Genomic DNA, 21,773 nt, shown 5'->3' on the forward strand with positions numbered 1-21,773 from the left:
GGCGCCTGCTCCGGGGCCGGGGGCGGTGAGATCACCAGGAGCCGTCGGCGGGAGGGCACTTGCCGGTCGGGCCGGGCCTGGTGAGAGGCTTTTTCCATGGGGCAGCGACGCACGCAGGCGGACCGGGACGCCGTGACGATCGAGATCGGCTACGCGCTGCTCAGCGCGGCGGTGGCCGGGGCGCTGGTCTTCGGGGCGGTCGCCGGACCCACGCTGATGTTCACGATGGGACACGCCGTCGAGCGCGGTCTGCTCGTCGCGGGCGCCGCGGCGGGCGTGCTTGTCTTCGTCGTGCGGGTCGTGACCGTGCTGGGGCGGTTCCGGAGCGGGACTGGTCAGCCCAGCCAGCCGGGCCGCACGAGCCCCGACTCGTAGGCCAGGACGACCAGTTGCGCGCGGTCGCGGGCGCCGAGCTTGACCATGGTGCGGCTGACGTGCGTCTTGGCGGTGAGCGGGCTGACGACCAGCCGCCGGGCGATCTCCTCGTTGGACAGGCCGATGCCGACCAGGGCCATCACCTCCCGCTCCCGTTCCGTCAGTTCCCCGAGGCCCTCGGCCTGCGCGGGGCCCTTGGAGCGGGCCGCGAACTCGGCGATCAGACGGCGTGTCACACCGGGCGAGAGCAGCGCGTCGCCCTCGACGACCGCCCTCACCGCGCGCAGCAGTTCGTCCGGTTCCGTGTCCTTCACGAGGAACCCGGAGGCACCGGAGCGGATCGCCTCGAAGACGTACTCGTCCAGCTCGAACGTGGTCAGCATGACCACCTTCACGTCCGCCAGGCGCTCGTCCCCGGTGATCCGGCGGGTGGCGGCCAAACCGTCGAGAACCGGCATCCTGATGTCCATCAGGACCACGTCCGGGCGCAGTTCCCCAACCAGACGCACCGCCTCCTCGCCGTCGGACGCCTCCCCCGCGACCTCGATGTCGTGCTGAGCCGAGAGCAGGGCCCGGAAGCCTGCCCTGACCAGCATCTGATCGTCGGCGAGCACTACGCGGATCACTTGTTCTCCTCTGTCCGCACGGGCAGTTCGGCCAGCACCCGGAATCCGCCGTCCGGCCGGGGGCCCGCCTCGATGGTGCCACCCAGGGCACCGGCCCGCTCCCGCATCCCGGCCAGCCCGTTGCCGCTGCCGCCGGCGTCCGAGCCGGTCGCCGGTCCTTCGTCGTCGATCCGGAGGGCGAGCCTGCCGGACGTGTACATGATGCGCACCCGCGCGGTGCGCGAGCCGGAGTGCCGTACGACGTTGGTGAGCGCTTCCTGGACGATCCGGAAGGCGGCCAGGTCGGCGCCGGGCGGGAGCGGCGGCGCCTCTCCGACGGTCTCGACGTCGACGGTAAGGCCGGTGCTCGCGGCCTGTTCGACCAGTTCGGGGAGTCGGTCGAGGCCGGGGGCCGGGGCGCGGGGCGCGGCGCCGGGGGCGCGCAGGGTGTCGAGGACCTGCCGCACCTCGCCCAGCGCCTCCTTGCTCGCCGCCTTGATGGTGGTCAGGGCCGTGCGCGCCTGTTCGGGGTCGGAGTCGAGCAACGCGAGGCCGACGCCCGCCTGGACGTTGATGACGGAGATCGAGTGGGCGAGGACGTCGTGGAGTTCACGGGCGATGCGCAGCCGTTCCTCGTCCGCGCGGCGCTTCGCGGCCGCGGCCCGCGCGGCGCGCTCCCGGGCCCAGACCTCCCGTCGCACCCGTACCAGCTCGGACGCCGCGACGATCGCGACCACCCAGGCCGTGACGAACACTTCCTGCCCCCAGGGCGCGGCCTCGTCACCGGGCGGCGGCAGATACGCGTACAGCCAGTGCGCGATCAGCAGGTGCGCCGCCCAGAGCAGTCCGACGGCCCACCAGGCGGCGCGCCGGTGGCCCGCGACGACGGCGGCGAACACGGCGACGGCGGTGGTGAGGAACACCGGCCCGTACGGATAGCCGGCGGCGAAGTATCCGAGTGTGACGGCGCAGACGCCGAAGACGGTGGCCACCGGGTACTTCTTGCGCAGCAGGAGCAGCGCCGGTCCCGCGAGCAGCAGCACGCGGGCGAGGGCGTCGAGCGGTTCGCGGGCGTCCTGCTGGTTCTCGGCGGCGACGCTCGTGCCGACCATGACGAAGACGGCGAGGGCCAGCGTCGACAGCCACGGGATGCGCGCGCTGTCCTGCCGGTCCGCGAGGCGGCGCAGCCACGGCGGGCCGTCCTTGGGCCGAGGCGGCCCGCCCCTTGACCAGGGCGGGCCGCCGCAGTTGCCGGTGCGCTGCTGTTCCATGCGGCCCACGCTAGACCGGCGCGGTGGCCCCGGGCGTCAGCCGGGCGTGGCGGTCGCGCGTACTCCCTGGGGAGTACGGAGGTCGCCCGTTCAGACGTCGCCCGTTCATGCGGGCCGGGGTGCGGGCGGGCGCCGCGTCAGGAGCCGGCGCCGCTGCCGCGGGGCGTGCCGGCGGCCTGGGGCCGCAGGCCGACCTCGTGGGCGAGTCGGGTGGCGGCGTGCTCGAAGAAGGCGTCCCGGTCCTCGACGACGTGGTGGAAGTGGCCGAAGAGCTCGAACGAGATCGTGCCGAAGACCTGCGACCAGGCGGCGACCATCGCGGCGACGACGGACGGCGGCAGGTCGGGGGCGAAGTCGGCGGCCATGCGCTCCGCTTCGGGGCGCAGCCGGTCCGGCAGCGGCGGGAGCGCGAGCCCGTTCGTGCGGTGGGCGTCCCGGATGACGGCGATCAGCGCGAGAGCGACGCGGGAGGCCGGGGCGACGGTGTCCTCGGGCGCGGTGTAGCCGGGGACGGGGGAGCCGTAGATCAGGGCGTACTCGTGCGGGTGGGCGAGGGCCCAGGCCCGTACGGCCGAGCAGACGGCGGTCCAGCGGGCGCAGTGACCGGCGGACGGCGGGGTCGCGGCCAGGGCGGACTCGGCGGCGGTGCCGACCGCGTCGTAGGCGTCGACGATGAGGGCGGTCAGCAGGTCGTCGCGGCTGGGGAAGTAGCGGTAGAGGGCGGAGGACGCCATGCCCAGTTCGCGGGCGACGGCGCGGAGCGAGAGTTTCGCGGCGCCTTCGGCGGCGAGCTGCTCGCGGGCCTCCTTCTTGATGGCTGCGGTGATCTCGGTGCGGGCCCGTTCCCTGGCCCCTCGGATGGTGCTCATGGCGGAGCAGTCTTCCACGTTTCGGAGCACTGGCCAATAACAAGAGCAGTGCTCTTGCTTTGGATCGGTGACGCGTGCACACTGATATCGAGCGAGAGCAGCGCTCTCGAAATGAAGCGCCGGTCACATACCAGAGCACCCGACCCGGCCCGGTCAGTCACGCAGGCACAGCACACAGGAGCAGGCCATGTCGCAGGCGCACTACATCAAGCCCAACCGGTTCGACTCGATCCTGAACGCCACAGTCGGCTGGCTCGCCCGTCGCGGCATCAGCCTCATGGGCACCGCGCAGCTCTCCGTACGCGGCCGCACCAGCGGCGAGTGGCGGCGTATCCCCGTCAACCCGCTGCCCTACGACGGCGGCCCGTATCTGGTCTCCGCGAGGGGCCACTCCCAGTGGGTCCGCAACCTCCGCGCCGCCGGCGGCGGGCAGCTCCAGATCGGCCGCAGAACGCAGCCGTTCACGGCCGTGGAACTGCCCGACGAGGAGAAGCCCGTGCTGCTGCGCCGCTATCTGGAGCGCTGGGGCTGGGAGGTCGGCCGGTTCTTCGGTGACGTCGACGCCAGGTCCACGGACGACGAGCTGCTGGCGGCCGCCCACAAGCACCCCGTCTTCCGGATCACCGTGGACGGGTGACACGAGAAGCGGCAAGGAGAAGCGCCGCGCACCGCACGCACCGCATGCACCGCACGCACCGCCGCGCCCCCGCCGCCCCGGAGCACGTGAGGGGCCGGGCGCAGCGCCCTGGGGCGGCGCCCGGCCGGCATGTCACGGCTCGGGCTGTGACGCCCGCTTGTCGAGTACGTCCAGCGCCCGCCGTGCCAGCGAGTGCGTACGCACCACGCCCGCCAGCGTCGTCGCCCCTCGGGTGATGTCGGCGAAGGCCTTCCAGGCCGGCCGGAACCCGGTGATGACGGCGTGCAGCAGCCCCGGCCGCCGTTCGAAGACGGCGAGCATCCGCCGCCCGACGGCCATCTCGACGCCGAGCCCCGACTTCACGGCGAACGCGTAGTTCAGCGCCTGTCGGCGCGCGTCGACGGCGTCATGGGCCTCGGCGATCCGCACCGCCCACTCCCCCGCGAGCCGTCCCGAGCGCAGCGCGAAGGAGATGCCCTCCCTCGTCCACGGTTCCAGCAGCCCCGCCGCGTCGCCGCACACCAGCACCCGGCCGCGCGACAGCGGCGAGTCGTCGCTGCGGCAGCGCGTGAGATGGCCGGAGGAGACCTCGGGCTCGAAACCGGCGAGGCCCAGCCGGGCGATGAAGTCCTCCAGATACCGCTTGGTCGCGGCGCCCTCGCCGCGGGCGGAGATCACACCGACCGTCAGCGTCTCTCCCTTGGGGAACACCCAGCCGTAACTGCCGGGCATGGGGCCCCAGTCGATGAGCACCCGGCCCGCCCAGTCCTCCGCGACGGTCGCCGGGACGGGGATCTCCGCCTCCAGACCGAGGTCAACCTGGTCGAGCTTCACCCCGACATGGGCTCCTATCCGGCCGGCGCTGCCGTCCGCGCCGACGACCGCACGGGTCAGGATCGTCTCGCCGTCCGACAGCACCACGGCGACCGTGCGCCGGTCCGGCACCGCCGGTCCGTGCTGCTCCACCCGGGACACGGACGCTCCGGTGCGCAGCACGGCGCCCGCCTTCTGCGCCTGCTCGACGAGGCCGGCGTCGAACTCCGGGCGGTTGATGAGCCCGAAGAGCATCCGCTTGGAGCGGCGGGTGCGCGCCAGTTTGCCGTTGAGCGAGAAGGTCACGGCGTGCACCCGGTCGCGCAGCGGGAGTTCGAAACCCGGCGGCAGACTGTCGCGCGACGGTCCGATGATTCCCCCGCCGCAGGTCTTGTAGCGGGGCAGTTCGGCCTTCTCCAGCAGCAGTACCCTGCGGCCGGTCACCGCCGCCGCGTACGCGGCCGACGCCCCCGCGGGGCCCCCGCCGACCACGACGACGTCCCACACGGGATCATCAAGCTCATTTGCCGCCTCTGCTCCGGTGGCATCGTTCTCGCTGCTCACGATGTACTTCTGCTCCCGATCCGACCTGTGGCCATGGCTCTCGACGGCATCCTACGGCGCGGTCGCCCACCACCCGTTGTGGGAGGATCGACCACACATTCGCCGTACACACATCGCACAACGCCGTGCCCCCGAGGAGCGTGCCCATGACCGCCGTACCGATCGCAGAGACCGTCGCTTCGCTGATGCCCCGCGCCGAGGCGGAGCTCAGGGAACTGGTGGCGTTCAGGTCGGTCGCGGATCCCGCCCAGTTCCCGAAGAGCGAGTGCGAGGCCGCGGCCGCGTGGGTGGCGGACGCGCTGCGCGCGGAGGGCTTCACGGACGTGGCCGTCCTGGACACCCCCGACGGCACCCAGTCGGTCTACGGCTTCCTGCCCGGCCCGGCCGGCGCCCCGACCGTGCTGCTGTACGCGCACTACGATGTGCAGCCGCCTCTCGACACGGCGGCCTGGGTCTCGCCGCCGTTCGAGCTGACGGAGCGCGACGGCCGCTGGTACGGACGCGGGGCCGCGGACTGCAAGGGCGGCTTCATCATGCATCTGCTCGCGCTGCGCGCCCTCAAGGCCGACGGCGGCGTGCCGGTGAACATCAAGGTGATCGTGGAGGGTTCGGAGGAGCAGGGCACGGGCGGCCTGGAGCAGTACGCCGAGGCCCACCCGGAACTGCTGGCCGCGGACGCCGTCGTCATCGGCGACACGGGCAACTTCCGTGTCGGCCTGCCGACGGTCACGGCCAGCCTGCGCGGGATGACGCTGCTGCGGGTGCGGATCGACACCCTGGAGGGGAACCTGCACTCCGGGCAGTTCGGCGGGGCGGCCCCCGACGCGCTGGCCGCGCTGGTGCGCGTACTGGACTCGCTGCGCGCCGAGGACGGTTCGACGACCGTGGACGGGCTGGCGGCGGACGCGACGTGGGAGGGGCTCGCCTACCCGGAGGAGGACTTCCGCAAGGACGCCAAGGTCCTCGACGGTGTGGAGCTGATCGGCGAGGGCACGGTCGCGGACCGTATCTGGGCCCGGCCGGCCGTCACCGTGCTGGGCATCGACTGCCCGCCGGTGGTCGGCGCGACCCCGTCCGTGCAGGCGTCCGCACGGGCCCTGATCAGTCTGCGGGTCCCGCCGGGCCAGGACGCGGCGGAGGCGAACAAGCTGCTGGCCGCGCACCTGGAGGCGCACACGCCGTGGGGCGCGCGGGTGGCGGTGGAACAGGTCGGCCAGGGCCAGGCGTTCCGGGCGGACATCACGAGCCCCGCGTACACGTCGATGGCCGAGGCGATGCGCGTGGCGTACCCGGGCGAGGAGATGCAGTCCTCCGGCATGGGCGGCTCGATCCCGCTGTGCAACACGCTCGCCGCGCTGTACCCGCAGGCCGAGATCCTGCTGATCGGGCTGAGCGAACCGGAGGCGCAGATCCACGCGGTGAACGAGAGCGTGTCGCCCGAGGAGCTGGAGCGGATGTCGGTGGCGGAGGCGCTGTTCCTCGTCAACTACGCAGCGTCGAAGCGCGACTGACGGTACGGCGGGAAGCACGGTCGACGGTATGGCCGGGAAGTCGACTCCCCGGCCGTACCGACACGCAGGCGCACCGTCCCGCCCCGAACCCGTCCCGCTAGTGTCTCTCGTTCGGATCGGGCCGGATCAGTGAGCGGGGTCTGGCGCTTGGGGTCCCCCCAGGCCCCCGGGGCCGAGGCGCGGGGTCTCCCCAGGCCCCCGGGGCCGAGGCATGGGGTCTCCCCAGGCCCCAAGGGCCGAGGCATGGGGTCTCCCCAGGCCCCAAGGGCCGAGGGGACGTGTCGCAAGGCGCGGAGGATGGGCCTCCCGCCGCCGAAGGCAGGGGGAGAGTCCACGCGGTGGGGGCGCCTCCCGTGCCCGAAGGGCCGGGGGAGTCGGCGACTGACGACGACGCGGCGAGGTGCGGTGCCAGGGCACGCGAGCCCGGCGAGATCCGAACGAGAGGCCCTAGCTGCCGCCGACCGGGACACCCGCCTCCAGGTTGAGGACCACGCCCCGCTCGCGGGCCCGCAGGGCCCACCGCAGCCGTTCGTAGCGGGCGGGCGGGAGCAGTCCCGCCGCCTCCTCCTCGCCGGCGAACTTCCAGCCCCGCAGTTCGGAGCCGGGCAGCAGCACCCGTCCGGCGTCGCCGCCGGACAGCCGGCCGCCGTCGAAGATCAGCCGCAGTCCGCCGAAGCCGGGCGGCTTCGGCGGCTCCCAGTCGACGACCAGCAGCCTGGGTACGTCGGCCAGTTCGATGCCCAGTTCCTCTTCGACCTCCCGCATTCCGGCACGGGCGGGTGCCTCCCCGCTCTCGACGACACCACCGGGGAACTCCCAGCCGGGCTTGTAGGTCGGGTCGACGAGCAGCACCCTGTCGTGTTCGTCGAAGAGCAGCACTCCGGCGGCGACGGTCTCCGCGGCCGGCTCCGGGGTCTGGACGATGTCGCTGACGGCGGCCGCGCCCGTGCGTACGGCGTCCGCGACGGCCAGGGCCGCCGCGCGGGGGTCCAGGCGGCTGTTGTCTATCACGTGCGCGTCGCCGGTGAGCCAGCCGAGGGCCGCCCGGTAGCGCTCGATGCCGCCGAACGCCCACTGGCGGACGCGCTCGCTCTCCTCCGGGTCGCCGGGGAACTCCTCACGAGCCGCTATCCGTTCGCGCAAAATCGTTTCGCCAGGTGCCAGCAGCACATGCCTCACCGCTATCCGGCGGGCGGCGAGACCACCGAAGATCTCGTCGCGGTACTCCTGGCGCAGGACGGTCATGGGCGCCACCAGCACGCCGCCCAGCTCGGCGAGGAGCGCCGCCGCCGTGTCCACGACGAGCCGCCGCCAGATCGGCAGATCCTGGTAGTCGCCGACCTCGGCCAGCCGCTTGGCCGGCAGCAGGTGGCGCATGTTCGCACCGATCAACTCCGGGTCGAAGAGCGTGCTGCTCGGGATCAGATCGATCAGTTCGCGTGCGGTACTCGTCTTGCCCGCTCCGAACGCACCGTTGATCCAGACGATCACGGGTCCCCCTCTTCCGTAGCCCACAGTGGATTGCCCGCAACACCCTGCCACGCAAACGCGGGACCGGAACCGGTTGGCCGATCAGGCGTCTTCAACTGTGGCCGGGCCGTGACACCGGCCGGGGACCGTCGTTGGAGCGGAAGAGACGAGGGAGTGGGGCATGCGCCGCACGGTGTTGGAGAAGTTCCCCGCAGGTGACCCGCGGGGAAGTCGGCAGGCCGAGGAGTACGCCCGCCACCGCAGGAACGAGGGCCTGGCGGTGGAGGTCGTGATGGATCTGGAGTCCGACGCGTTCCTGGTCGTGGTGCCGCAGCAGCAGAACGGGGAGCGTGACTGGTGAGCGGGCCGCCCGCCGGACGGTCGTAAGCACGCGCGCCGCGGGTCCGGCTGAATGCCGACCCGGCCGCGGGCGTGCCGGCGCGCCCCCGTCGTCAGCCCCGGCCCGCCGGCACCGCCGTCTCGCCGCGGCCGAGTGTCGCCGCGGCGGCCGCGCCCACCAGCCCGGCGTCCGTACCGGTCATCGCGGGCGCGACGGTGAGCCGTTGGACGAACGAGAGCGTCGCGTAGTCGCGGAGGGAGCGCCGCAGCGGGGCGAACAGGACCTCTCCCGCGCCGGCCACTCCCCCGCCGATGACGGCGATCTCGATCTCGACGAGCGTCGCCGTGGCCGCGATCCCCGCGGCGAGCGCCTGCGCGGCCCGCTCGTACGAGGCGGTCGCGACCGGGTCGCCCGCCCGCGCCGCCGTGGCGACGGCCGCGGCCGAGGTGTCCCCGGAGGGACCGGGACGCCAGCCGGTCTCCAGCGCCCGGCGGGCGATGTTGGGGCCGCTGGCGATGCGTTCGACGCAGCCCCGGCCGCCGCACGGGCAGAGGTCGCCGTCGAGGTCGACGCTGATGTGCCCGATGTGGCCGGCGTTGCCCGTGGGCCCGGCGTGCGGCTTGCCGCCCAGGACCAGGCCGCCGCCGACGCCGGTGGAGACGACCATGCACAGCGCGTTGTCGTGACCGCGGGCCGCGCCCTGCCAGTGTTCCGCCGCGGTCATGGCGACGCCGTCGCCGACGAGGGTGACCGGCAGTCCGCCGATGGCCCGCGACACCCGCTCCACCAGCGGAAAGCCCCGCCAGCCGGGCACGTTGACGGGGCTGACCGTACCGGCGGACGCGTCGACGGGGCCCGCGCTGCCGATGCCGAGAGCGGTGGCCCGCGGCCACAGCGGGGAGGCCGTCAGCTCGGCGAGGACGTGCTCGACCGCGTGCATCACCGTGTCGCCGTCGTCATGGGCCGGAGTCGGGCGCTGGGCGCGGTGACGAATCGCGCCATTGCCGTCCACCAGCGCGCCGGCGATCTTGGTGCCACCGATGTCGAGAGCGGCGACGAGGCTGTTGTGCATCGGTACGGGATCCCCCGGGAGCAGTCGGACCTGCGGTTTCGACAACAGTCTCCATTCCCCTGACAACGTTGTCCAGGGCCTATGCTCGACGCCACACGGTACCGAGACGAAGAACACGATCGCCGACACCATGACAGGACAGCGCACTGTGGCCGATTCGACCCGTCCCCTGACGCCTCCCGGCCGCCCCCGCGGCCCCGAGCCCCGCTACGGGAACCGGCCCACGATGAAGGACGTCGCGGCGCGCGCCGGGGTCGGCCTCAAGACGGTGTCGCGGGTCGTCAACGGCGAACCGGGCGTCACGACCGACACCGAGCGCCGGGTGCAGGAGGCGATCGAGTCGCTCGGCTTCCGCCGCAACGACAGCGCCCGGGTGCTGCGCAAGGGCCGCACCGCCTCCATCGGTCTGGTGCTGGAAGACCTCGCCGACCCGTTCTACGGTCCACTGAGCCGCGCCGTCGAAGAGGTCGCCCGGGCGCACGGGGCGCTGCTGATCAACGGCTCCAGCGCCGAGGACCCGGACCGGGAGCAGGAGTTGGCGCTCGCGCTGTGCGCCCGCCGGGTGGACGGTCTGATCGTGATCCCCGCCGGGCACGACCACCGCTATCTGGAGCCGGAGATCAAGGCGGGCGTCGCCACCGTCTTCGTCGACCGCCCGCCCGGCCGGATCGACGCGGACGTGGTCCTCTCCGACAGTTTCGGCGGCGCCCGGGCCGGGGTGGCGCATCTGATCGCGCACGGCCATCGCCGTATCGCGTTCATCGGCGACCAGCCGCGCATCCACACCGCCGTGGAGCGGCTGCGCGGCTACCGGGCGGCCATGGCGGACGCGGGTCTGGAGGTCGACGACGCGTGGGTGGCCCTCGGCCCGACGGCCCCCGAGCGAGTCCAGGAGGCCGTGCGGAGCGTGCTGTCGGGGCCCGAACCGGTCACCGCGATATTCGCCGGCAACAACCGCGTGACGGTGACGGCGGTACGGGCCCTCGCCGGCCACGACCGGCGCGTCGCGCTCGTCGGCTTCGACGACATCGAGCTCGCGGACCTGCTCGGCATCACGGTCATAGCCCAGGACGCGGCGGCGCTGGGCCGCACGGCGGCGGAGCGGCTGTTCCACCGGCTCGACGGCGCGAACGACGAGCCGGCCCAGGTGACGCTGAAGACGGTGCTGGTCCCGCGCGGCTCGGGCGAGATCCCGCCGTCGGGCTGAACGAACCCGGGCCGCCCGGCGCCCAGGTGCACGCGCGGCTGCGGGTGAACGTCCGCGCCGCGCCGAACACCGGCAGCGAGATCCGCAGTCGCATCGGCCCGGCAGCACCTGCAGCACGATCTGCTGGACCCAGGGTCTCTCGTTTGGATCAGGCCGGATCAGTGAGCGGGGTCTGGTGCATGGGGTCTCCCCAGGCCCCCAGGGCCGAGGCATGGGGTCTCCCCAGGCCCCCAGGGCCGAGGGGACGCATCGCAAGGCCGGAGGATGGGCTTCCCCCGCCGAAAGCAGGGCGAGAGTCCACGCGGTGGGGGCACCTCCCGTGCCCCGAAGGGCTTCGGGGGGAGTCGGCGGCTGACGACAACGCGGCGCGGTGCGGTGCCAGGGCACGCGAGCCCGGCACGCTCGGACCGAGAGACCCTACGGGCAGACCGTGTCGCTCGAGGGCCACACCAGCGGCAAGTGGGTCCTGACCGACCGGACGTGGCCGAGGCCAGAACGGCTACGTGACGGCCCTCAGCGGCGACAGCACCGGCGGCGGGACGGACCGCCACTGCCCCCGCTTCCGCTTCCGGGCCCGCCCGGTCGACGGGGCGGGCCCGGAAGCGCGCCCTCACCCGGCCGGGGCGGTCAGGTCGCCGCGCCGGGGCCGGGCGAAGCCGTCGAGGTCGGCGCGGGTGAGGCCGGTGAGGCGGGCGACCTCGGCCGTGTCCAGGGCGCCGCAGTCGATGCCGCGCAGCAGGTACGAGCTGAGCGCCTTGGCGGTGGCGGGCTCGTCCATCACGTCGCCGCCGGCGTGGTTGGCGTAGGCGGCGAGCCGGGCGGCGGCCTGCTCGAACCCCTCGCGGTAGAAGGCGAAGACGGCGGCGTACCGGGTGGGCAGGTGGCCGGGGTGCATGTCCCAGCCCTGGTAGTAGGCGCGGGCCAGGGCGCGGCGGGTGAGGCCGTAGTGGAGCCGCCAGGCGTCGTGCACGTTCTCGGTGGTGCCGACGGGCAGCACGTTGGTGGAGCCGTCGGACACACGTACGCCGGTGCCGGCGGCTGCGACCTGCATGACGGCCTTGGCGTGGTCGGCGGCGGGGTGGTCGCTGGCCTGGTAGGCGGCGCTGACGCCGAGGCAGGCGCTGTAGTCGAAGGTGCCGTAGTGGAGTCCGGTGGCCCGCCCCTCGGCCGCGTCGATCATACGGGCGACGGTGGCGGTGCCGTCGGGGGCGAGGATGGACTGGCTGGTCTCGATCTGGATCTCGAAGCCGATGCGGCCGGGCTCCAGTCCGCGGGCCTTCTCGAACTCCTCCACCAGCCGCACCATCGCGGTGACCTGCTCGGGGTAGGTCACCTTGGGCAAGGTCAGGACGAGTCCGTCGGGCAGGCCGCCGTGCTCCGTCAGACCGGTGAGGAAGATGTCGAGCGTGCGGATGCCCCGGTCGCGCACGGCGGCCTCCATACATTTCATCCGGATGCCCATGTACGGGGCGGCGGCGCCCTGTTCGTACGCGTCCGAGACGAGGCGGGCGGCGCGGGCGGCGTCCGCATCCTCGTCGGCCCCGCCGTAGCCGTCCTCGAAGTCGATCCGAAGGTCCTCGACCGGCTCGCGCTCCAGCTTGGCCCGCACCCGTGTGTACACCGGCTCCGCGAGGTCGTCGGCGAGGCCGAGGACGCGGGCCAGCGAGGCGGCGTCCGGGGCGTGTTCGTCGAGCGCGGCGAGCGCCCGGTCGCCCCAGGAACGGATGGTGTCGGCGGCGAAGGCGTCGCCCGGTACGTACACGGTGTGGACGGGCTGGCGGGTGCCGGGGTCTCCCGGGTACCGGCGGGCGAGCTCGGCGTCCACCGGTGCGAGGGAGGCGCTGATGCCCTCGCTGACCGCACCGGCGAGGCTCGTCGCCACCTTCTCCTGCTGACCCATGTCCCACACCCTCCGTCAACTTCGCGGCGTCTGCTGTTTTCCGACCAGCGGAATCAACATTCTGTTGAATGAAATTAACGGCCCGTGCCGAGTCACGTCAATGGTCGCCCGAAACACGCCGGGGCCGCGCGGTGAAGATCACCGCGCGGCCCCGGGCCGTGAAGAACCGCAGATCAGCCCTTGCGGGTCTTGACCTCTTCGGTCAGCTGCGGGACGACCTCGAAGAGGTCGCCGACGACTCCGTAGTCGACGAGGTCGAAGATCGGGGCCTCGGCGTCCTTGTTGATGGCCACGATGGTCTTCGAGGTCTGCATGCCCGCGCGGTGCTGGATCGCGCCGGAGATGCCGGAGGCGATGTAGAGCTGCGGGGAGACCGACTTGCCGGTCTGGCCGACCTGGTTGGTGTGCGGGTACCAGCCGGCGTCGACCGCGGCACGCGAGGCGCCCACGGCGCCGCCGAGGGAGTCGGCGAGCGCCTCGATGATCGCGAAGTTCTCCGCGCCGTTGACGCCACGGCCGCCGGAGACGACGATCGCGGCCTCGGTCAGCTCGGGGCGGCCGGTCGACTCGCGCGGGGTGCGGGAGACGACCTTGGTGCCGGTCGCCTTCTCGGAGAACGACACGGACAGCGCCTCGACGGCGCCCGCGGCCGGGGCGGCCTCCACGGCGGCCGAGTTCGGCTTGACCGTGATGACCGGCGTGCCCTTGGAGACACGGGACTTGGTGGTGAAGGAGGCGGCGAACGCGGACTGCGTCGCGACCGGGCCCTCGTCGCCGGCCTCGAGGTCGACGGCGTCGGTGATGATGCCCGAGCCGATCCGGACCGCCAGACGCGCGGCGATCTCCTTGCCCTCCGCGGAGGACGGGACGAGCACGGCGGCCGGGGAGACGGCCTCGTACGCGGCCTGCAGCGCGTCGACCTTCGGGACGACGAGGTACTCGGCGAACTCGGGGGCGTCGGCGGTGAGCACCTTCACCGCGCCGTGCTCGGCGAGCGCGGCGGCGGTGTTCTCGGCACCGGAGCCGAGGGCGACCGCGACGGGCTCGCCGATGCGGCGGGCCAGCGTCAGCAGCTCCAGGGTGGGCTTGCGGACGGCGCCGTCCACGTGGTCGACGTAGACGAGAACTTCAGCCATGGGACTTCTTCTCTCCTGCTTGCGAAGTACGAAGGGGGCGGTGGGTGGCCGAAGCCTTAGACGAACTTCTGGCTCGCGAGGAACTCCGCGAGCTGCTTGCCGCCCTCGCCCTCGTCCTTGACGATCGTGCCGGCGGTGCGGGCCGGACGCTGCGCGGCCGAGTCGACCTTGGTCCAGGAACCCTCGAGGCCGACCTCGTCCGCCTCGATCTCCAGGTCCTCGAGGTCCAGGGACTCCACCGGCTTCTTCTTGGCGGCCATGATGCCCTTGAAGGACGGGTAGCGGGCCTCGCCCGACTGGTCCGTCACCGACACGACGGCCGGCAGCGACGCCTCGAGCTGCTCGCTCGCGGTGTCGCCGTCACGGCGGCCCTTGACGGTGCCGTCCTCGACGGAGACCTCGGACAGCAGCGTGACCTGCGGGACGCCCAGGCGCTCGGCCAGGATCGCCGGCAGCACGCCCATGGTGCCGTCGGTGGAGGCCATACCGGCGATGACCAGGTCGTAGCCGGTCTTCTCGATCGCCTTGGCCAGCACCAGCGAGGTACCCATGACGTCGGTGCCGTGCAGGTCGTCGTCCTCGACGTGGACGGCCTTGTCGGCGCCCATCGACAGCGCCTTGCGCAGCGCGTCCTTGGCGTCCTCGGGGCCGACGGTCAGCACGGTGACCTCCGCGTCGTCGGCCTCGTCCGCGATCTGCAGTGCCTGCTCGACCGCGTACTCATCCAGCTCCGACAGCAGGCCGTCGACGTCGTCGCGGTCGACGGTCAGGTCATCGGCGAAGTGCCGGTCGCCGGTGGCGTCGGGCACGTACTTCACACAGACAACGATCCTCAGGCTCACGCCGGCTCTCCTACTGCATCGTCTCTACTGGACTGCCTTGTTGAACGCAGCATAGGCGTCCGATGGGGCGGATCCCGGTCGGGGCGGGCCGCGCTCCGAACGAAATATTACTCGTCAGTACACCCATTGCGTTCCCGCTAAGCAAGCGCTTTGAACTGTGACCTTGACAACGGCACGGCGGCCGCCCCCGCACAGGTCAGTCACGCAGCGCCGTGAAGCGCCCCTGGTGGTACACGAGCGGCCGGCCGCCGCCCTCGGGGTCTCCGGCCACGGCCTCGGCGATCACCAACCGGTGATCGCCGGCAGGCACCCTGGCGACGACGCGGCACACCATCCACGCCACGACGCCGTCGAGCACCGGGACGCCCTCCGGGCCCGGTCGCCATCCGGTGGGCGCCGCGAACCGGTCGGCGCCGCTGCGCGCGAACGTGGCCGCGAGCTCCTGCTGGTGCTCGCCGAGTATGTGGACGCCCACGTGTTCGGCCTCCGCGACGACGGGCCAGCTGGAGGAGCCGGTACCGACCCCGAAGGAGATCAGCGGCGGCTCCGCGGCGACGGAGGTGAGCGAGGTGGCGGTGAAGCCGACCGGACGGGAGCCCCGCGCGGTGATCACCGCGACGCCCGCGGCATGCTGCCGGAAGACGGAGCGCAGAAGCTCGGGCGAGGCGAGGCGGGCGGTGGCGAGGTCGGGCGAGGCCGTCATCGGGATGTCCTTCTGGGTCTGCGAACTAGGCGGCTGCGGCTGCACGGGCAGCCGGACAGCGCGCGCTCGCGTGACGGGCGAGGTCGACATGGACCCGCCCGTGGAGAAGGAGGACTGGAGGCACAGAGATCAGCCTCTCGACACCTGGCGTACACAGTCAAGTGCGCCCGGCGAGGTGCGACCAGGGTCACGGGCGTCACACCGCCCGGCCCAGCGCGGCGATCACGTCGGCCTTGCGGGGCGCACCGGCGGCCCTGGTGACGATCCGTCCGCCGGCGTCGAGCACCAGCACGGTGGGGGTCTTCTCGATGCCGAGCCGGCGCACCAGGGCGAGGCGGTCCTCCGCGTCGATCTCGACATGGACGACGCCGTCGACCATGGCGGCCACGTCGGCGAGGGTCCGCCGGGTGGCCCGGCAGGGCTGGCAGAAGGCGGTGGAGAACTGGACCAGGGTGGCCCGCTCGCCGAGCGCCGTGCCCAGATCCGGCTCGCCGACCCGCGGCCGCGGGTCGTGGGCGTCGTCAGCGCGCACCCTGGTGTCCTCTCCTCGTCGCGTCCGGGGCTCGCGCCCCGTCGCGTGGTCCACTTCCCTGACGTGCAGCGTTCATGGCCCGGCAAGGATTCCCGAAGGGCCGGCCCGCCGCCGGGTTCCCGTCGCCGACGTGACGAGAATCTCGCGCCCCCGACCCGCCAGGGCTGGTCAGCACGGCGCACATGGGGCACGATCGGCCCAAAGCCAAAAACCTACGGCTGCGTAACTTCCACCGGGAGAACCCCTCCCCGGGCATGAGGAAAGGGCCCTCCCCCCATGGCAGAACTCGTCTATCGGCCGGTCATCGGCGCCGCTCGCACGATGTTCAAGGCGCTCGACCTGAAGATCGACACGCAGGGGTCGGAGAACATTCCGCGTACCGGTGGAGCGGTGCTGGTCAGCAACCACATCAGCTACCTGGACTTCATCTTCACCGGCCTCGGCGCGCTGCCGCAGAAGCGCCTGGTCAGGTTCATGGCCAAGGACTCGGTCTTCCGCCACAAGATCTCCGGCCCGCTGATGCGCGGCATGAAGCACATCCCGGTGGACCGCAAGCAGGGCGAGGCGGCGTACGCGCACGCGCTGGAGTCGCTGCGCTCGGGCGAGATCATCGGGGTCTTCCCGGAGGCGACGATCTCCGAGTCCTTCACGCTGAAGTCGTTCAAGTCGGGTGCGGCGCGGCTCGCGCAGGAGGCCGGCGTGCCCCTGATCCCGATGGCGCTGTGGGGGACGCAGCGGCTGTGGACCAAGGGCCGGCCGCGCAACTTCAAGCGCTCGCACATCCCGGTGACGATCCGTGTCGGCGAGCCCGTCGAGGCGCCTGCCGACCAGTTCGCCGGCGCGATCACCCGGCGGCTGCGCGAGCGGGTGCAGGAGCTGCTGGAGGCGGCGCAGCGCGCCTATCCGGTGCGCCCCAAGGACGCGACGGACACCTGGTGGGTGCCCGCGCACCTCGGCGGCACGGCGCCCACGCCGGCCGAGGTGCGCGAGGCGCACTGACGTCTACCGCGGGTCGTGGACGGTGATCCGCGCCCCGGTGCTCAGCTTCTCCAGTGTTTCGGCGAGTTCGGCGGCTGCGGCCCCGAGCTCGCCGTTCGCCGTCGGGCCCATGCCCTCCAGCAGGAACAGGGCGTTCACGGACTCCTCGGTGAGCCGGGTGCGTACGCCCTGGCGCCAGTTCCAGCGCCGGCAGGTGACGCCTTCGTCGTCGCGCCAGACGACCTCGCCGGCCTCCGGGTGCTCGACGGCCTCCGCGCCGCCCGCCATGGTGGCGAACGGCTCGTCGCCCGTGGCCCGTACCAGCCGCATGCCGCCCTTGATGCGGTCGGTGTCCTCGCCGCCGACGGGGATCAGACGCGCCGCGCTCACGGCGTTGTAGAGGTCGACCAGGAGGTTGATCCGGGGCAGCCCGCCGTCGGCGAGCGCGCGCCGGGCGAGCGCCTCCGCCGAGTTGCGGGTACGGGACGGCTTGGCGCCGAAGGCGGTGTACGCCTCGCGCCAGGCGGCCATGTGGGGGTCCTCGTGCGGCGCGCGTCCGCCGAGGCGGGTCGCGAGCCGGCGGGCGGCGTCGTCGAGGAGCGCGGAACTGTCCACACTGCTGGGGCCGTTGACGAGCCCGTGCGCCTCCACGGCGACATGGCTGAAGCCGGGTGCGAGGGCTCGCACCTCGTCGGACACGGTGAGCTGAAGAGTCATCGTCTTCTTGCCTCGAACTGTTCAGAGTGCGGTCGGAAGCGTCTCCCACAGGTGCGCGCGGTCGGGGGCCCGCTGAAGGGTCCGCAGAACCACCGGGTGGGGTGCATCGTAGAGTACCGGATAGTCCACCTCATTGGACTCCGGGTCGGGCACCCATGCCAGGCGTTCGCCATCGAGGGAGAACCGCGCGTCGACGCCGGGTCCGCCGCCCCGCGGGTCCTGCCGGTGCCAGGCACCGCGGAGGCGCACGGCGACCAGGCCGTGCACCACTCCGCCCAGCCGCTGATAGCAGAGCGCGGCCGGGATGTCCTCGGCGCGCAGCAGAGCGGCGAGGGCGTGGGACTTGGCGTAGCAGATCCCGGTGCGGTGTTCGAGCACGTCGGAGGCGCGCCAGGTCACCCGCGACTCGCCGGTGTCGTGCGAGTGCGGGACGGCGTCGCGGACGAACTCGTAGGCGGTCCGGGCGTATACGTATGAATCCGAGGACCGTCGAGCCAGCTCGCGCGCCACCTCGCGCACCAGCGGATGCCGGTGGTCCACGGCTTCGTCGGCCGCCAAATAGGCGGACAGGTCGGGGTTCTGCTGGATGAGCTCCATAAGTCGCGAGCATAGGAATGCGACCGACCGGGAGTCAATGACTTTACGGTCGATCGCATATCTATGCAGAGATGGCTAGCGCGTCATCTCCTCCTTGAGCGCCTGGACGAAGGAGTCCACGTCCTCCTCCGTGGTGTCGAACGCGCACATCCAGCGCACGTCGCCGGCCGCCTCGTCCCAGAAGTAGAAGCGGAACCGCTTCTGCAGCCCCTCGCTCACGTCGTGCGGCAGCCGGGCGAAGACGGCGTTGGCCTGTACGGGATACAGGATCTCGACGCCGTCGACCGCGCGCACGCCGTCCGCGAGACGCTGGGCCATCGCGTTGGAGTGACGGGCGTTGCGCAGCCACAGGTCCTTGGCGAGCAGCGCCTCCAACTGCACGGAGACGAAACGCATCTTGGACGCGAGCTGCATCGAGAGCTTGCGCAGATGCTTCATGTGGCTGACGGCGTCCGGGTTCAGGACGACGACGGCCTCGCCGAAGAGCATGCCGTTCTTCGTACCGCCGAAGGTGATCAGGTCGACGCCGACGGCGTTGGTGAAGGCCCGCATCGGGACGTTCAGCGAGGCCGCGGCGTTGGCTATCCGCGCGCCGTCGAGGTGGACCTTCATGCCGTGGGAGTGCGCGTGCTCGGTGATGGCACGGATCTCGTCCACCGTGTACACGGTGCCGAGTTCGGTGTTCTGGGTGATCGACACGACCTGCGGCATGGCCCGGTGCTCGTCGTCCCAGCCGAACGCCTGCCGGTCGATGAGCTCGGGAGTGAGCTTTCCGTCGGGCGTCGGCACGGTGAGCAGTTTGAGTCCGCCCATCCGCTCCGGGGCGCCGCCCTCGTCGACGTTGATGTGCGCCGACTCCGCGCAGATCACGGCGCCCCAGCGGTCGGTGAGCGCCTGGAGCGCGGTCACGTTGGCGCCGGTGCCGTTGAAGACCGGGAACGCCTCCGCCGTGGGACCGAAGTGGCTGTGCATGAGGCGCTGGAGGTGGTCGGTGTACTCGTCCTCGCCGTAGGCGACCTGGTGGCCGCCGTTGGCGAGGGCGAGCGCGGCAAGGACCTCCGGGTGGGCTCCCGCGTAGTTGTCGCTGGCGAACCCGCGCACGGACGGGTCGTGGTGGCGCCGGGCGTCGGTCTTCACGGTTTGGGGGTCAGCCACAGACGCTGTCCATTCACTTCCGGGGCGGGCCGGTCCCAGACTCCGGCGATGGCCTCGGCCAGTTCCGTCACGTCGGTGAAGCCCGCGAACTTCGCATTGGGGCGCTCGGCGCGCATGGCGTCGTGCACCAGTGCCTTGACGACCAGGATGGCAGCCGCGCTCGTCGGGCCCTGCTCGCCCCCCGCCTTGCGGAAGGCGTCGGCCATCGCGAGGGTCCACGCCTCCGCGGCGGCCTTCGAGGCGGAGTACGCGGCGTTGCCCGCGGTCGGCTGGCCGGCGCCGGCGGCGCTGATCAGCAGGTACCGGCCCTTGTCGCTGCGCTGCAGACCCTCGTAGAAGGCCAGCGACGTGTGCTGGACGGTACGGATCAGCAGCTTCTCCAGCAGGGTCCAGTCGGCGGGGTCGGTCTCGGCGAACGAGGCGCTGCCGCGCCAGCCGCCCACCAGGTGGACCAGCCCGTCGATCCGGCCGAACTCCTTCTCCGTCTTGTCGGCCCACTCGCGGGCCGCGCCCAGGTCGAGCAGGTCGACGGTGTCGCCGGTGACGGTGGCCCCGCCGTGCGCGTACCGGGCGGCGTCCACGGCCTCGGCGAGCCGCTGCGGGTCCGCGTCGGAGGCGACCACGACGGCACCCGCCTCCGCCAGCCTGAGCAGGGTGGCCCGGCCGGCCGGGCCGGCCGCGCCGGCGACCGCGATCACTGCGCCCTCCAGGGCGCCGCTGCCGTTGCTGTTCATGGTCGTAGCCTCCTGGATGCGAGAGCTCACGCGGCAGCTCCGGGAGCGGAAGCGGCGGTGATCCCCTTGGTGGAGGCGATCACGTTCTTCAGCTTCTTGGAGAGCGCCTCATAGAACATGCTCAGCGGAAATTCGTCCGGAAGCACATCGTCCACGAGTTTGCGCGGCGGCTGGGTCAGGTCGAGGGCGTCGGGGCCCTTGGCCCAGCGCGACCCCGGGTGCGGGGCGAGGTAGGTGGAGACCAGTTCGTACGCGGCGAACCAGTGGACCAGCTTGGGGCGGTCGATGCCGTCGCGGTAGAGCTTCTCGATCTCGCCGCAGAGCTGGTTGGTGACCTGCGGGGCACGGTCCCAGTCGATCTTCAGGGTGTTGTCGGTCCAGCGGACCACGTCGTGCTTGTGCAGGTACGCGAAGAGCAGCTGGCCGCCGAGGCCGTCGTAGTTGCGGACCCGGTCGCCGGAGACGGGGAAGCGGAACATCCGGTCGAAGAGCACGGCGTACTGCACGTCACGGCCGTGCGGGTTGCCCTCGGCCTCCAGCTTCACGGCCTCCTTGAAGGCGGTGAGGTCGCAGCGCAGCTCCTCGAGGCCGTACATCCAGAACGGCTGGCGCTGCTTGATCATGAACGGGTCGAAGGGCAGGTCGCCGTGGCTGTGGGTGCGGTCGTGGACCATGTCCCACAGGACGAACGCCTGCTCGCAGCGCTTCTGGTCGGCGACCATCTCGCGGATGTCGTCGGGCAGCTCCAGGCCGAGGACGCTCACGGCCTCCTCGGTGACGGCGCGGAAGCGGGCCGCCTCGCGGTCGCAGAAGATGCCGCCCCAGGTGAAGCGCTCGGGGGCCTCGCGCACGGCGATGGTCTCGGGGAAGAGCACCGCGGAGTGGGTGTCGTACCCGGCGGTGAAGTCCTCGAAGGTGATGCCGCAGAACAGCGGGTTGTCGTACCGGGTGCGCTCGAGCTCGGAGAGCCACTCGGGCCACACCATCTTGAGGACGACCGCCTCCAGATTGCGGTCCGGATTCCCGTTCTGCGTGTACATCGGGAAGACGGCCAGGTGCTGCAGTCCGTCCGCACGGTCGGCGGCCGGCTGGAAGGCGAGCAGCGAGTCCAGGAAGTCGGGCACCTCGAAACCGCCGTCGGCCCACTTGCGCAGGTCGGCCGTCAGCGCCCGGTGGTAGGCCGCGTCGTGCGGCAGCAGCGGGGAGAGGTCCCTGACCGCGGCGATCACCCGGTCGACCGCGGCCTCGGCCGCGGACCGGTCGGGCGCGCCCTCCGCCTCGAAGTCGATCGAGCCGTCCTTGGACTGCCAGGGACGGATCTCCTCGACGGCGTTCTTGAGCAGGGGCCAGCTTGGGTGGTCGACCACTCGGTCGGCGCTGGATATGCCCCCTGCGGCCATGTCCTGCACAAGAATTTCCGTCATGTCACTTCCTCCACGGGAGAACCTCGCGTTCAGACACCGTATCCATGCCCGGTTCTCCGCCACAAGTGGCAGCGTGACAAATTCTCCTGCGAAAGCCCCATGATCGCCGAAGTTTTTGCGGTTCAGAGTGCCAGTCGCGGCCGCTTCGGTGTGTCCGACCCGCTGACGGGCCTCTCCGCGTCAAGCCGTCGCGGGACACGCCCACCCGCGGGTGACGCGCCCGGCGCCCGTGCGGTCCGGGGGCCGGTGACCACCTCGGTGCGCGGCTTCAGGACACCCCGCGCGCGACCGGTTCCCTCTTCCGGAGCGGCCGTTAGGCTG

22 protein-coding genes are annotated in these 21,773 nt (G+C 72.2%); 6 read left to right on the plus strand and 16 right to left on the minus strand.

Features of this window, described 5'->3' with window-relative positions:
• Positions 1–96 precede the first annotated feature (96 nt).
• Positions 97–375, plus strand: a complete 279-nt coding sequence (locus tag ACFYOP_RS21190) for a DUF6332 family protein (protein ID WP_356898194.1) — start codon at positions 97–99, stop codon at positions 373–375.
• Here ACFYOP_RS21190 and ACFYOP_RS21195 read toward each other — a convergent pair.
• The 3 genes from ACFYOP_RS21195 to ACFYOP_RS21205 all read right to left on the minus strand — a co-directional run bounded on the left by ACFYOP_RS21195 (position 336) and on the right by ACFYOP_RS21205 (position 3,120).
• Positions 336–1,001, minus strand: a complete 666-nt coding sequence (locus tag ACFYOP_RS21195) for a response regulator transcription factor (RefSeq protein WP_356898193.1) — start codon at positions 999–1,001, stop codon at positions 336–338. The genes ACFYOP_RS21190 and ACFYOP_RS21195 overlap by 40 nt on opposite strands.
• The gene (locus tag ACFYOP_RS21200; protein WP_356898192.1) at positions 998–2,251 is read right to left on the minus strand and encodes a sensor histidine kinase; all 1,254 of its coding nucleotides are present in this window, start codon (positions 2,249–2,251) and stop codon (positions 998–1,000) included. Before ACFYOP_RS21200 ends, ACFYOP_RS21195 begins: the two co-directional genes overlap by 4 nt.
• Before the next feature lie 137 nt (positions 2,252–2,388).
• A complete protein-coding gene (locus ACFYOP_RS21205; RefSeq protein WP_356898191.1) occupies positions 2,389–3,120 on the minus strand; it encodes a TetR/AcrR family transcriptional regulator in 732 nt (243 codons plus the stop codon).
• A gap of 187 nt (positions 3,121–3,307) precedes the next feature.
• Here ACFYOP_RS21205 and ACFYOP_RS21210 point away from each other — a divergent pair, with 187 nt between their 5' ends.
• Complete coding sequence (locus ACFYOP_RS21210; protein WP_356898190.1) at positions 3,308–3,757, plus strand: nitroreductase family deazaflavin-dependent oxidoreductase; 450 nt, start codon at positions 3,308–3,310, stop codon at positions 3,755–3,757.
• Positions 3,758–3,889: 132 nt separating this feature from the next.
• Here the strand turns inward: ACFYOP_RS21210 and ACFYOP_RS21215 are convergent, their stop codons facing one another.
• A complete protein-coding gene (locus ACFYOP_RS21215; RefSeq protein WP_356898189.1) occupies positions 3,890–5,134 on the minus strand; it encodes a geranylgeranyl reductase family protein in 1,245 nt (414 codons plus the stop codon).
• 146 nt (positions 5,135–5,280) lie between these two features.
• Here ACFYOP_RS21215 and ACFYOP_RS21220 point away from each other — a divergent pair, with 146 nt between their 5' ends.
• Positions 5,281–6,645: a dipeptidase gene (locus ACFYOP_RS21220; protein ID WP_356898188.1), complete on the plus strand. Its 1,365-nt coding sequence runs from the start codon at positions 5,281–5,283 to the stop codon at positions 6,643–6,645.
• Between the two features lie 447 nt (positions 6,646–7,092).
• Here ACFYOP_RS21220 and ACFYOP_RS21225 read toward each other — a convergent pair whose 3' ends face one another.
• Complete coding sequence (locus ACFYOP_RS21225; protein WP_356898187.1) at positions 7,093–8,136, minus strand: NUDIX domain-containing protein; 1,044 nt, start codon at positions 8,134–8,136, stop codon at positions 7,093–7,095.
• Positions 8,137–8,296: 160 nt separating this feature from the next.
• Here ACFYOP_RS21225 and ACFYOP_RS21230 point away from each other — a divergent pair, with 160 nt between their 5' ends.
• Positions 8,297–8,476 (plus strand): hypothetical protein, encoded by a 180-nt coding sequence (locus ACFYOP_RS21230; protein WP_356898186.1) that lies wholly within the window; start codon positions 8,297–8,299, stop codon positions 8,474–8,476.
• Between the two features lie 91 nt (positions 8,477–8,567).
• On the opposite strand, the gene ACFYOP_RS21235 is transcribed toward ACFYOP_RS21230, so the two are convergent.
• Entirely contained in the window at positions 8,568–9,527 is a 960-nt protein-coding gene (locus tag ACFYOP_RS21235; RefSeq protein ID WP_356898185.1) for an ROK family protein, read from the minus strand.
• 130 nt (positions 9,528–9,657) lie between these two features.
• Here ACFYOP_RS21235 and ACFYOP_RS21240 point away from each other — a divergent pair, with 130 nt between their 5' ends.
• Positions 9,658–10,734 carry a LacI family DNA-binding transcriptional regulator gene (locus ACFYOP_RS21240; RefSeq protein WP_388452358.1) on the plus strand — a complete coding sequence of 359 codons (1,077 nt, stop codon included), beginning with the start codon at positions 9,658–9,660 and terminating at the stop codon, positions 10,732–10,734.
• A gap of 610 nt (positions 10,735–11,344) precedes the next feature.
• Here ACFYOP_RS21240 and ACFYOP_RS21245 read toward each other — a convergent pair.
• The 5 genes from ACFYOP_RS21245 to ACFYOP_RS21265 form a co-directional block, all read right to left on the minus strand.
• The gene (locus ACFYOP_RS21245) at positions 11,345–12,634 is read right to left on the minus strand and encodes a DUF6986 family protein (protein ID WP_356898184.1); all 1,290 of its coding nucleotides are present in this window, start codon (positions 12,632–12,634) and stop codon (positions 11,345–11,347) included.
• Between the two features lie 173 nt (positions 12,635–12,807).
• Positions 12,808–13,770 (minus strand): electron transfer flavoprotein subunit alpha/FixB family protein, encoded by a 963-nt coding sequence (locus ACFYOP_RS21250; protein ID WP_356898183.1) that lies wholly within the window; start codon positions 13,768–13,770, stop codon positions 12,808–12,810.
• Between the two features lie 56 nt (positions 13,771–13,826).
• The gene (locus ACFYOP_RS21255) at positions 13,827–14,612 is read right to left on the minus strand and encodes an electron transfer flavoprotein subunit beta/FixA family protein (protein ID WP_356898182.1); all 786 of its coding nucleotides are present in this window, start codon (positions 14,610–14,612) and stop codon (positions 13,827–13,829) included.
• Between the two features lie 196 nt (positions 14,613–14,808).
• Complete coding sequence (locus ACFYOP_RS21260) at positions 14,809–15,315, minus strand: flavin reductase family protein (RefSeq protein WP_356898253.1); 507 nt, start codon at positions 15,313–15,315, stop codon at positions 14,809–14,811.
• A 196-nt stretch (positions 15,316–15,511) separates the two neighbouring features.
• Positions 15,512–15,847, minus strand: a complete 336-nt coding sequence (locus ACFYOP_RS21265; RefSeq protein ID WP_388452362.1) for a TlpA family protein disulfide reductase — start codon at positions 15,845–15,847, stop codon at positions 15,512–15,514.
• A gap of 276 nt (positions 15,848–16,123) precedes the next feature.
• On the opposite strand from ACFYOP_RS21265, the gene ACFYOP_RS21270 reads away from it, so the two are divergent.
• A complete protein-coding gene (locus ACFYOP_RS21270; RefSeq protein ID WP_356898181.1) occupies positions 16,124–16,846 on the plus strand; it encodes a lysophospholipid acyltransferase family protein in 723 nt (240 codons plus the stop codon).
• A gap of 3 nt (positions 16,847–16,849) precedes the next feature.
• Here the strand turns inward: ACFYOP_RS21270 and ACFYOP_RS21275 are convergent, their stop codons facing one another.
• The 5 genes from ACFYOP_RS21275 to ACFYOP_RS21295 form a co-directional block, all read right to left on the minus strand.
• A complete protein-coding gene (locus ACFYOP_RS21275; RefSeq protein WP_356898180.1) occupies positions 16,850–17,542 on the minus strand; it encodes a phenylalanine--tRNA ligase beta subunit-related protein in 693 nt (230 codons plus the stop codon).
• Positions 17,543–17,563: 21 nt separating this feature from the next.
• The gene (locus ACFYOP_RS21280) at positions 17,564–18,139 is read right to left on the minus strand and encodes a transglutaminase family protein (protein WP_356898179.1); all 576 of its coding nucleotides are present in this window, start codon (positions 18,137–18,139) and stop codon (positions 17,564–17,566) included.
• Between the two features lie 75 nt (positions 18,140–18,214).
• On the minus strand, positions 18,215–19,276 hold the full coding sequence (locus ACFYOP_RS21285; RefSeq protein ID WP_356898251.1) for a low specificity L-threonine aldolase: 1,062 nt from the start codon (positions 19,274–19,276) through the stop codon (positions 18,215–18,217).
• Positions 19,273–20,028 carry an SDR family NAD(P)-dependent oxidoreductase gene (locus ACFYOP_RS21290; protein WP_356898178.1) on the minus strand — a complete coding sequence of 252 codons (756 nt, stop codon included), beginning with the start codon at positions 20,026–20,028 and terminating at the stop codon, positions 19,273–19,275. Before ACFYOP_RS21290 ends, ACFYOP_RS21285 begins: the two co-directional genes overlap by 4 nt.
• Before the next feature lie 26 nt (positions 20,029–20,054).
• A complete protein-coding gene (locus tag ACFYOP_RS21295; protein WP_356898177.1) occupies positions 20,055–21,452 on the minus strand; it encodes a DUF6421 family protein in 1,398 nt (465 codons plus the stop codon).
• Between the last annotated feature and the right edge of the window lie 321 nt (positions 21,453–21,773).

The sequence above is a fragment of the Streptomyces sp. NPDC006294 genome (assembly GCF_042870895.1).
Classification (GTDB): domain Bacteria; phylum Actinomycetota; class Actinomycetes; order Streptomycetales; family Streptomycetaceae; genus Streptomyces.

Excerpts from the sequence above, each read along its gene's own strand:
- ACFYOP_RS21190 (WP_356898194.1), top strand. The coding sequence starts at position 97 with ATGGGGCAGCGACGCACGCAGGCGGACCGGGACGCCGTGACGATCGAG.
- ACFYOP_RS21200 (WP_356898192.1), bottom strand. The coding sequence starts at position 2,251 with ATGGAACAGCAGCGCACCGGCAACTGCGGCGGCCCGCCCTGGTCAAGG.
- ACFYOP_RS21205 (WP_356898191.1), bottom strand. The coding sequence starts at position 3,120 with ATGAGCACCATCCGAGGGGCCAGGGAACGGGCCCGCACCGAGATCACC.
- ACFYOP_RS21210 (WP_356898190.1), top strand. The coding sequence starts at position 3,308 with ATGTCGCAGGCGCACTACATCAAGCCCAACCGGTTCGACTCGATCCTG.
- ACFYOP_RS21220 (WP_356898188.1), top strand. The coding sequence starts at position 5,281 with ATGACCGCCGTACCGATCGCAGAGACCGTCGCTTCGCTGATGCCCCGC.
- ACFYOP_RS21230 (WP_356898186.1), top strand. The coding sequence starts at position 8,297 with ATGCGCCGCACGGTGTTGGAGAAGTTCCCCGCAGGTGACCCGCGGGGA.
- ACFYOP_RS21235 (WP_356898185.1), bottom strand. The coding sequence starts at position 9,527 with ATGCACAACAGCCTCGTCGCCGCTCTCGACATCGGTGGCACCAAGATC.
- ACFYOP_RS21240 (WP_388452358.1), top strand. The coding sequence starts at position 9,658 with ATGACAGGACAGCGCACTGTGGCCGATTCGACCCGTCCCCTGACGCCT.
- ACFYOP_RS21245 (WP_356898184.1), bottom strand. The coding sequence starts at position 12,634 with ATGGGTCAGCAGGAGAAGGTGGCGACGAGCCTCGCCGGTGCGGTCAGC.
- ACFYOP_RS21250 (WP_356898183.1), bottom strand. The coding sequence starts at position 13,770 with ATGGCTGAAGTTCTCGTCTACGTCGACCACGTGGACGGCGCCGTCCGC.
- ACFYOP_RS21260 (WP_356898253.1), bottom strand. The coding sequence starts at position 15,315 with ATGACGGCCTCGCCCGACCTCGCCACCGCCCGCCTCGCCTCGCCCGAG.
- ACFYOP_RS21270 (WP_356898181.1), top strand. The coding sequence starts at position 16,124 with ATGGCAGAACTCGTCTATCGGCCGGTCATCGGCGCCGCTCGCACGATG.
- ACFYOP_RS21275 (WP_356898180.1), bottom strand. The coding sequence starts at position 17,542 with ATGACTCTTCAGCTCACCGTGTCCGACGAGGTGCGAGCCCTCGCACCC.
- ACFYOP_RS21280 (WP_356898179.1), bottom strand. The coding sequence starts at position 18,139 with ATGGAGCTCATCCAGCAGAACCCCGACCTGTCCGCCTATTTGGCGGCC.
- ACFYOP_RS21290 (WP_356898178.1), bottom strand. The coding sequence starts at position 20,028 with ATGAACAGCAACGGCAGCGGCGCCCTGGAGGGCGCAGTGATCGCGGTC.
- ACFYOP_RS21295 (WP_356898177.1), bottom strand. The coding sequence starts at position 21,452 with ATGACGGAAATTCTTGTGCAGGACATGGCCGCAGGGGGCATATCCAGC.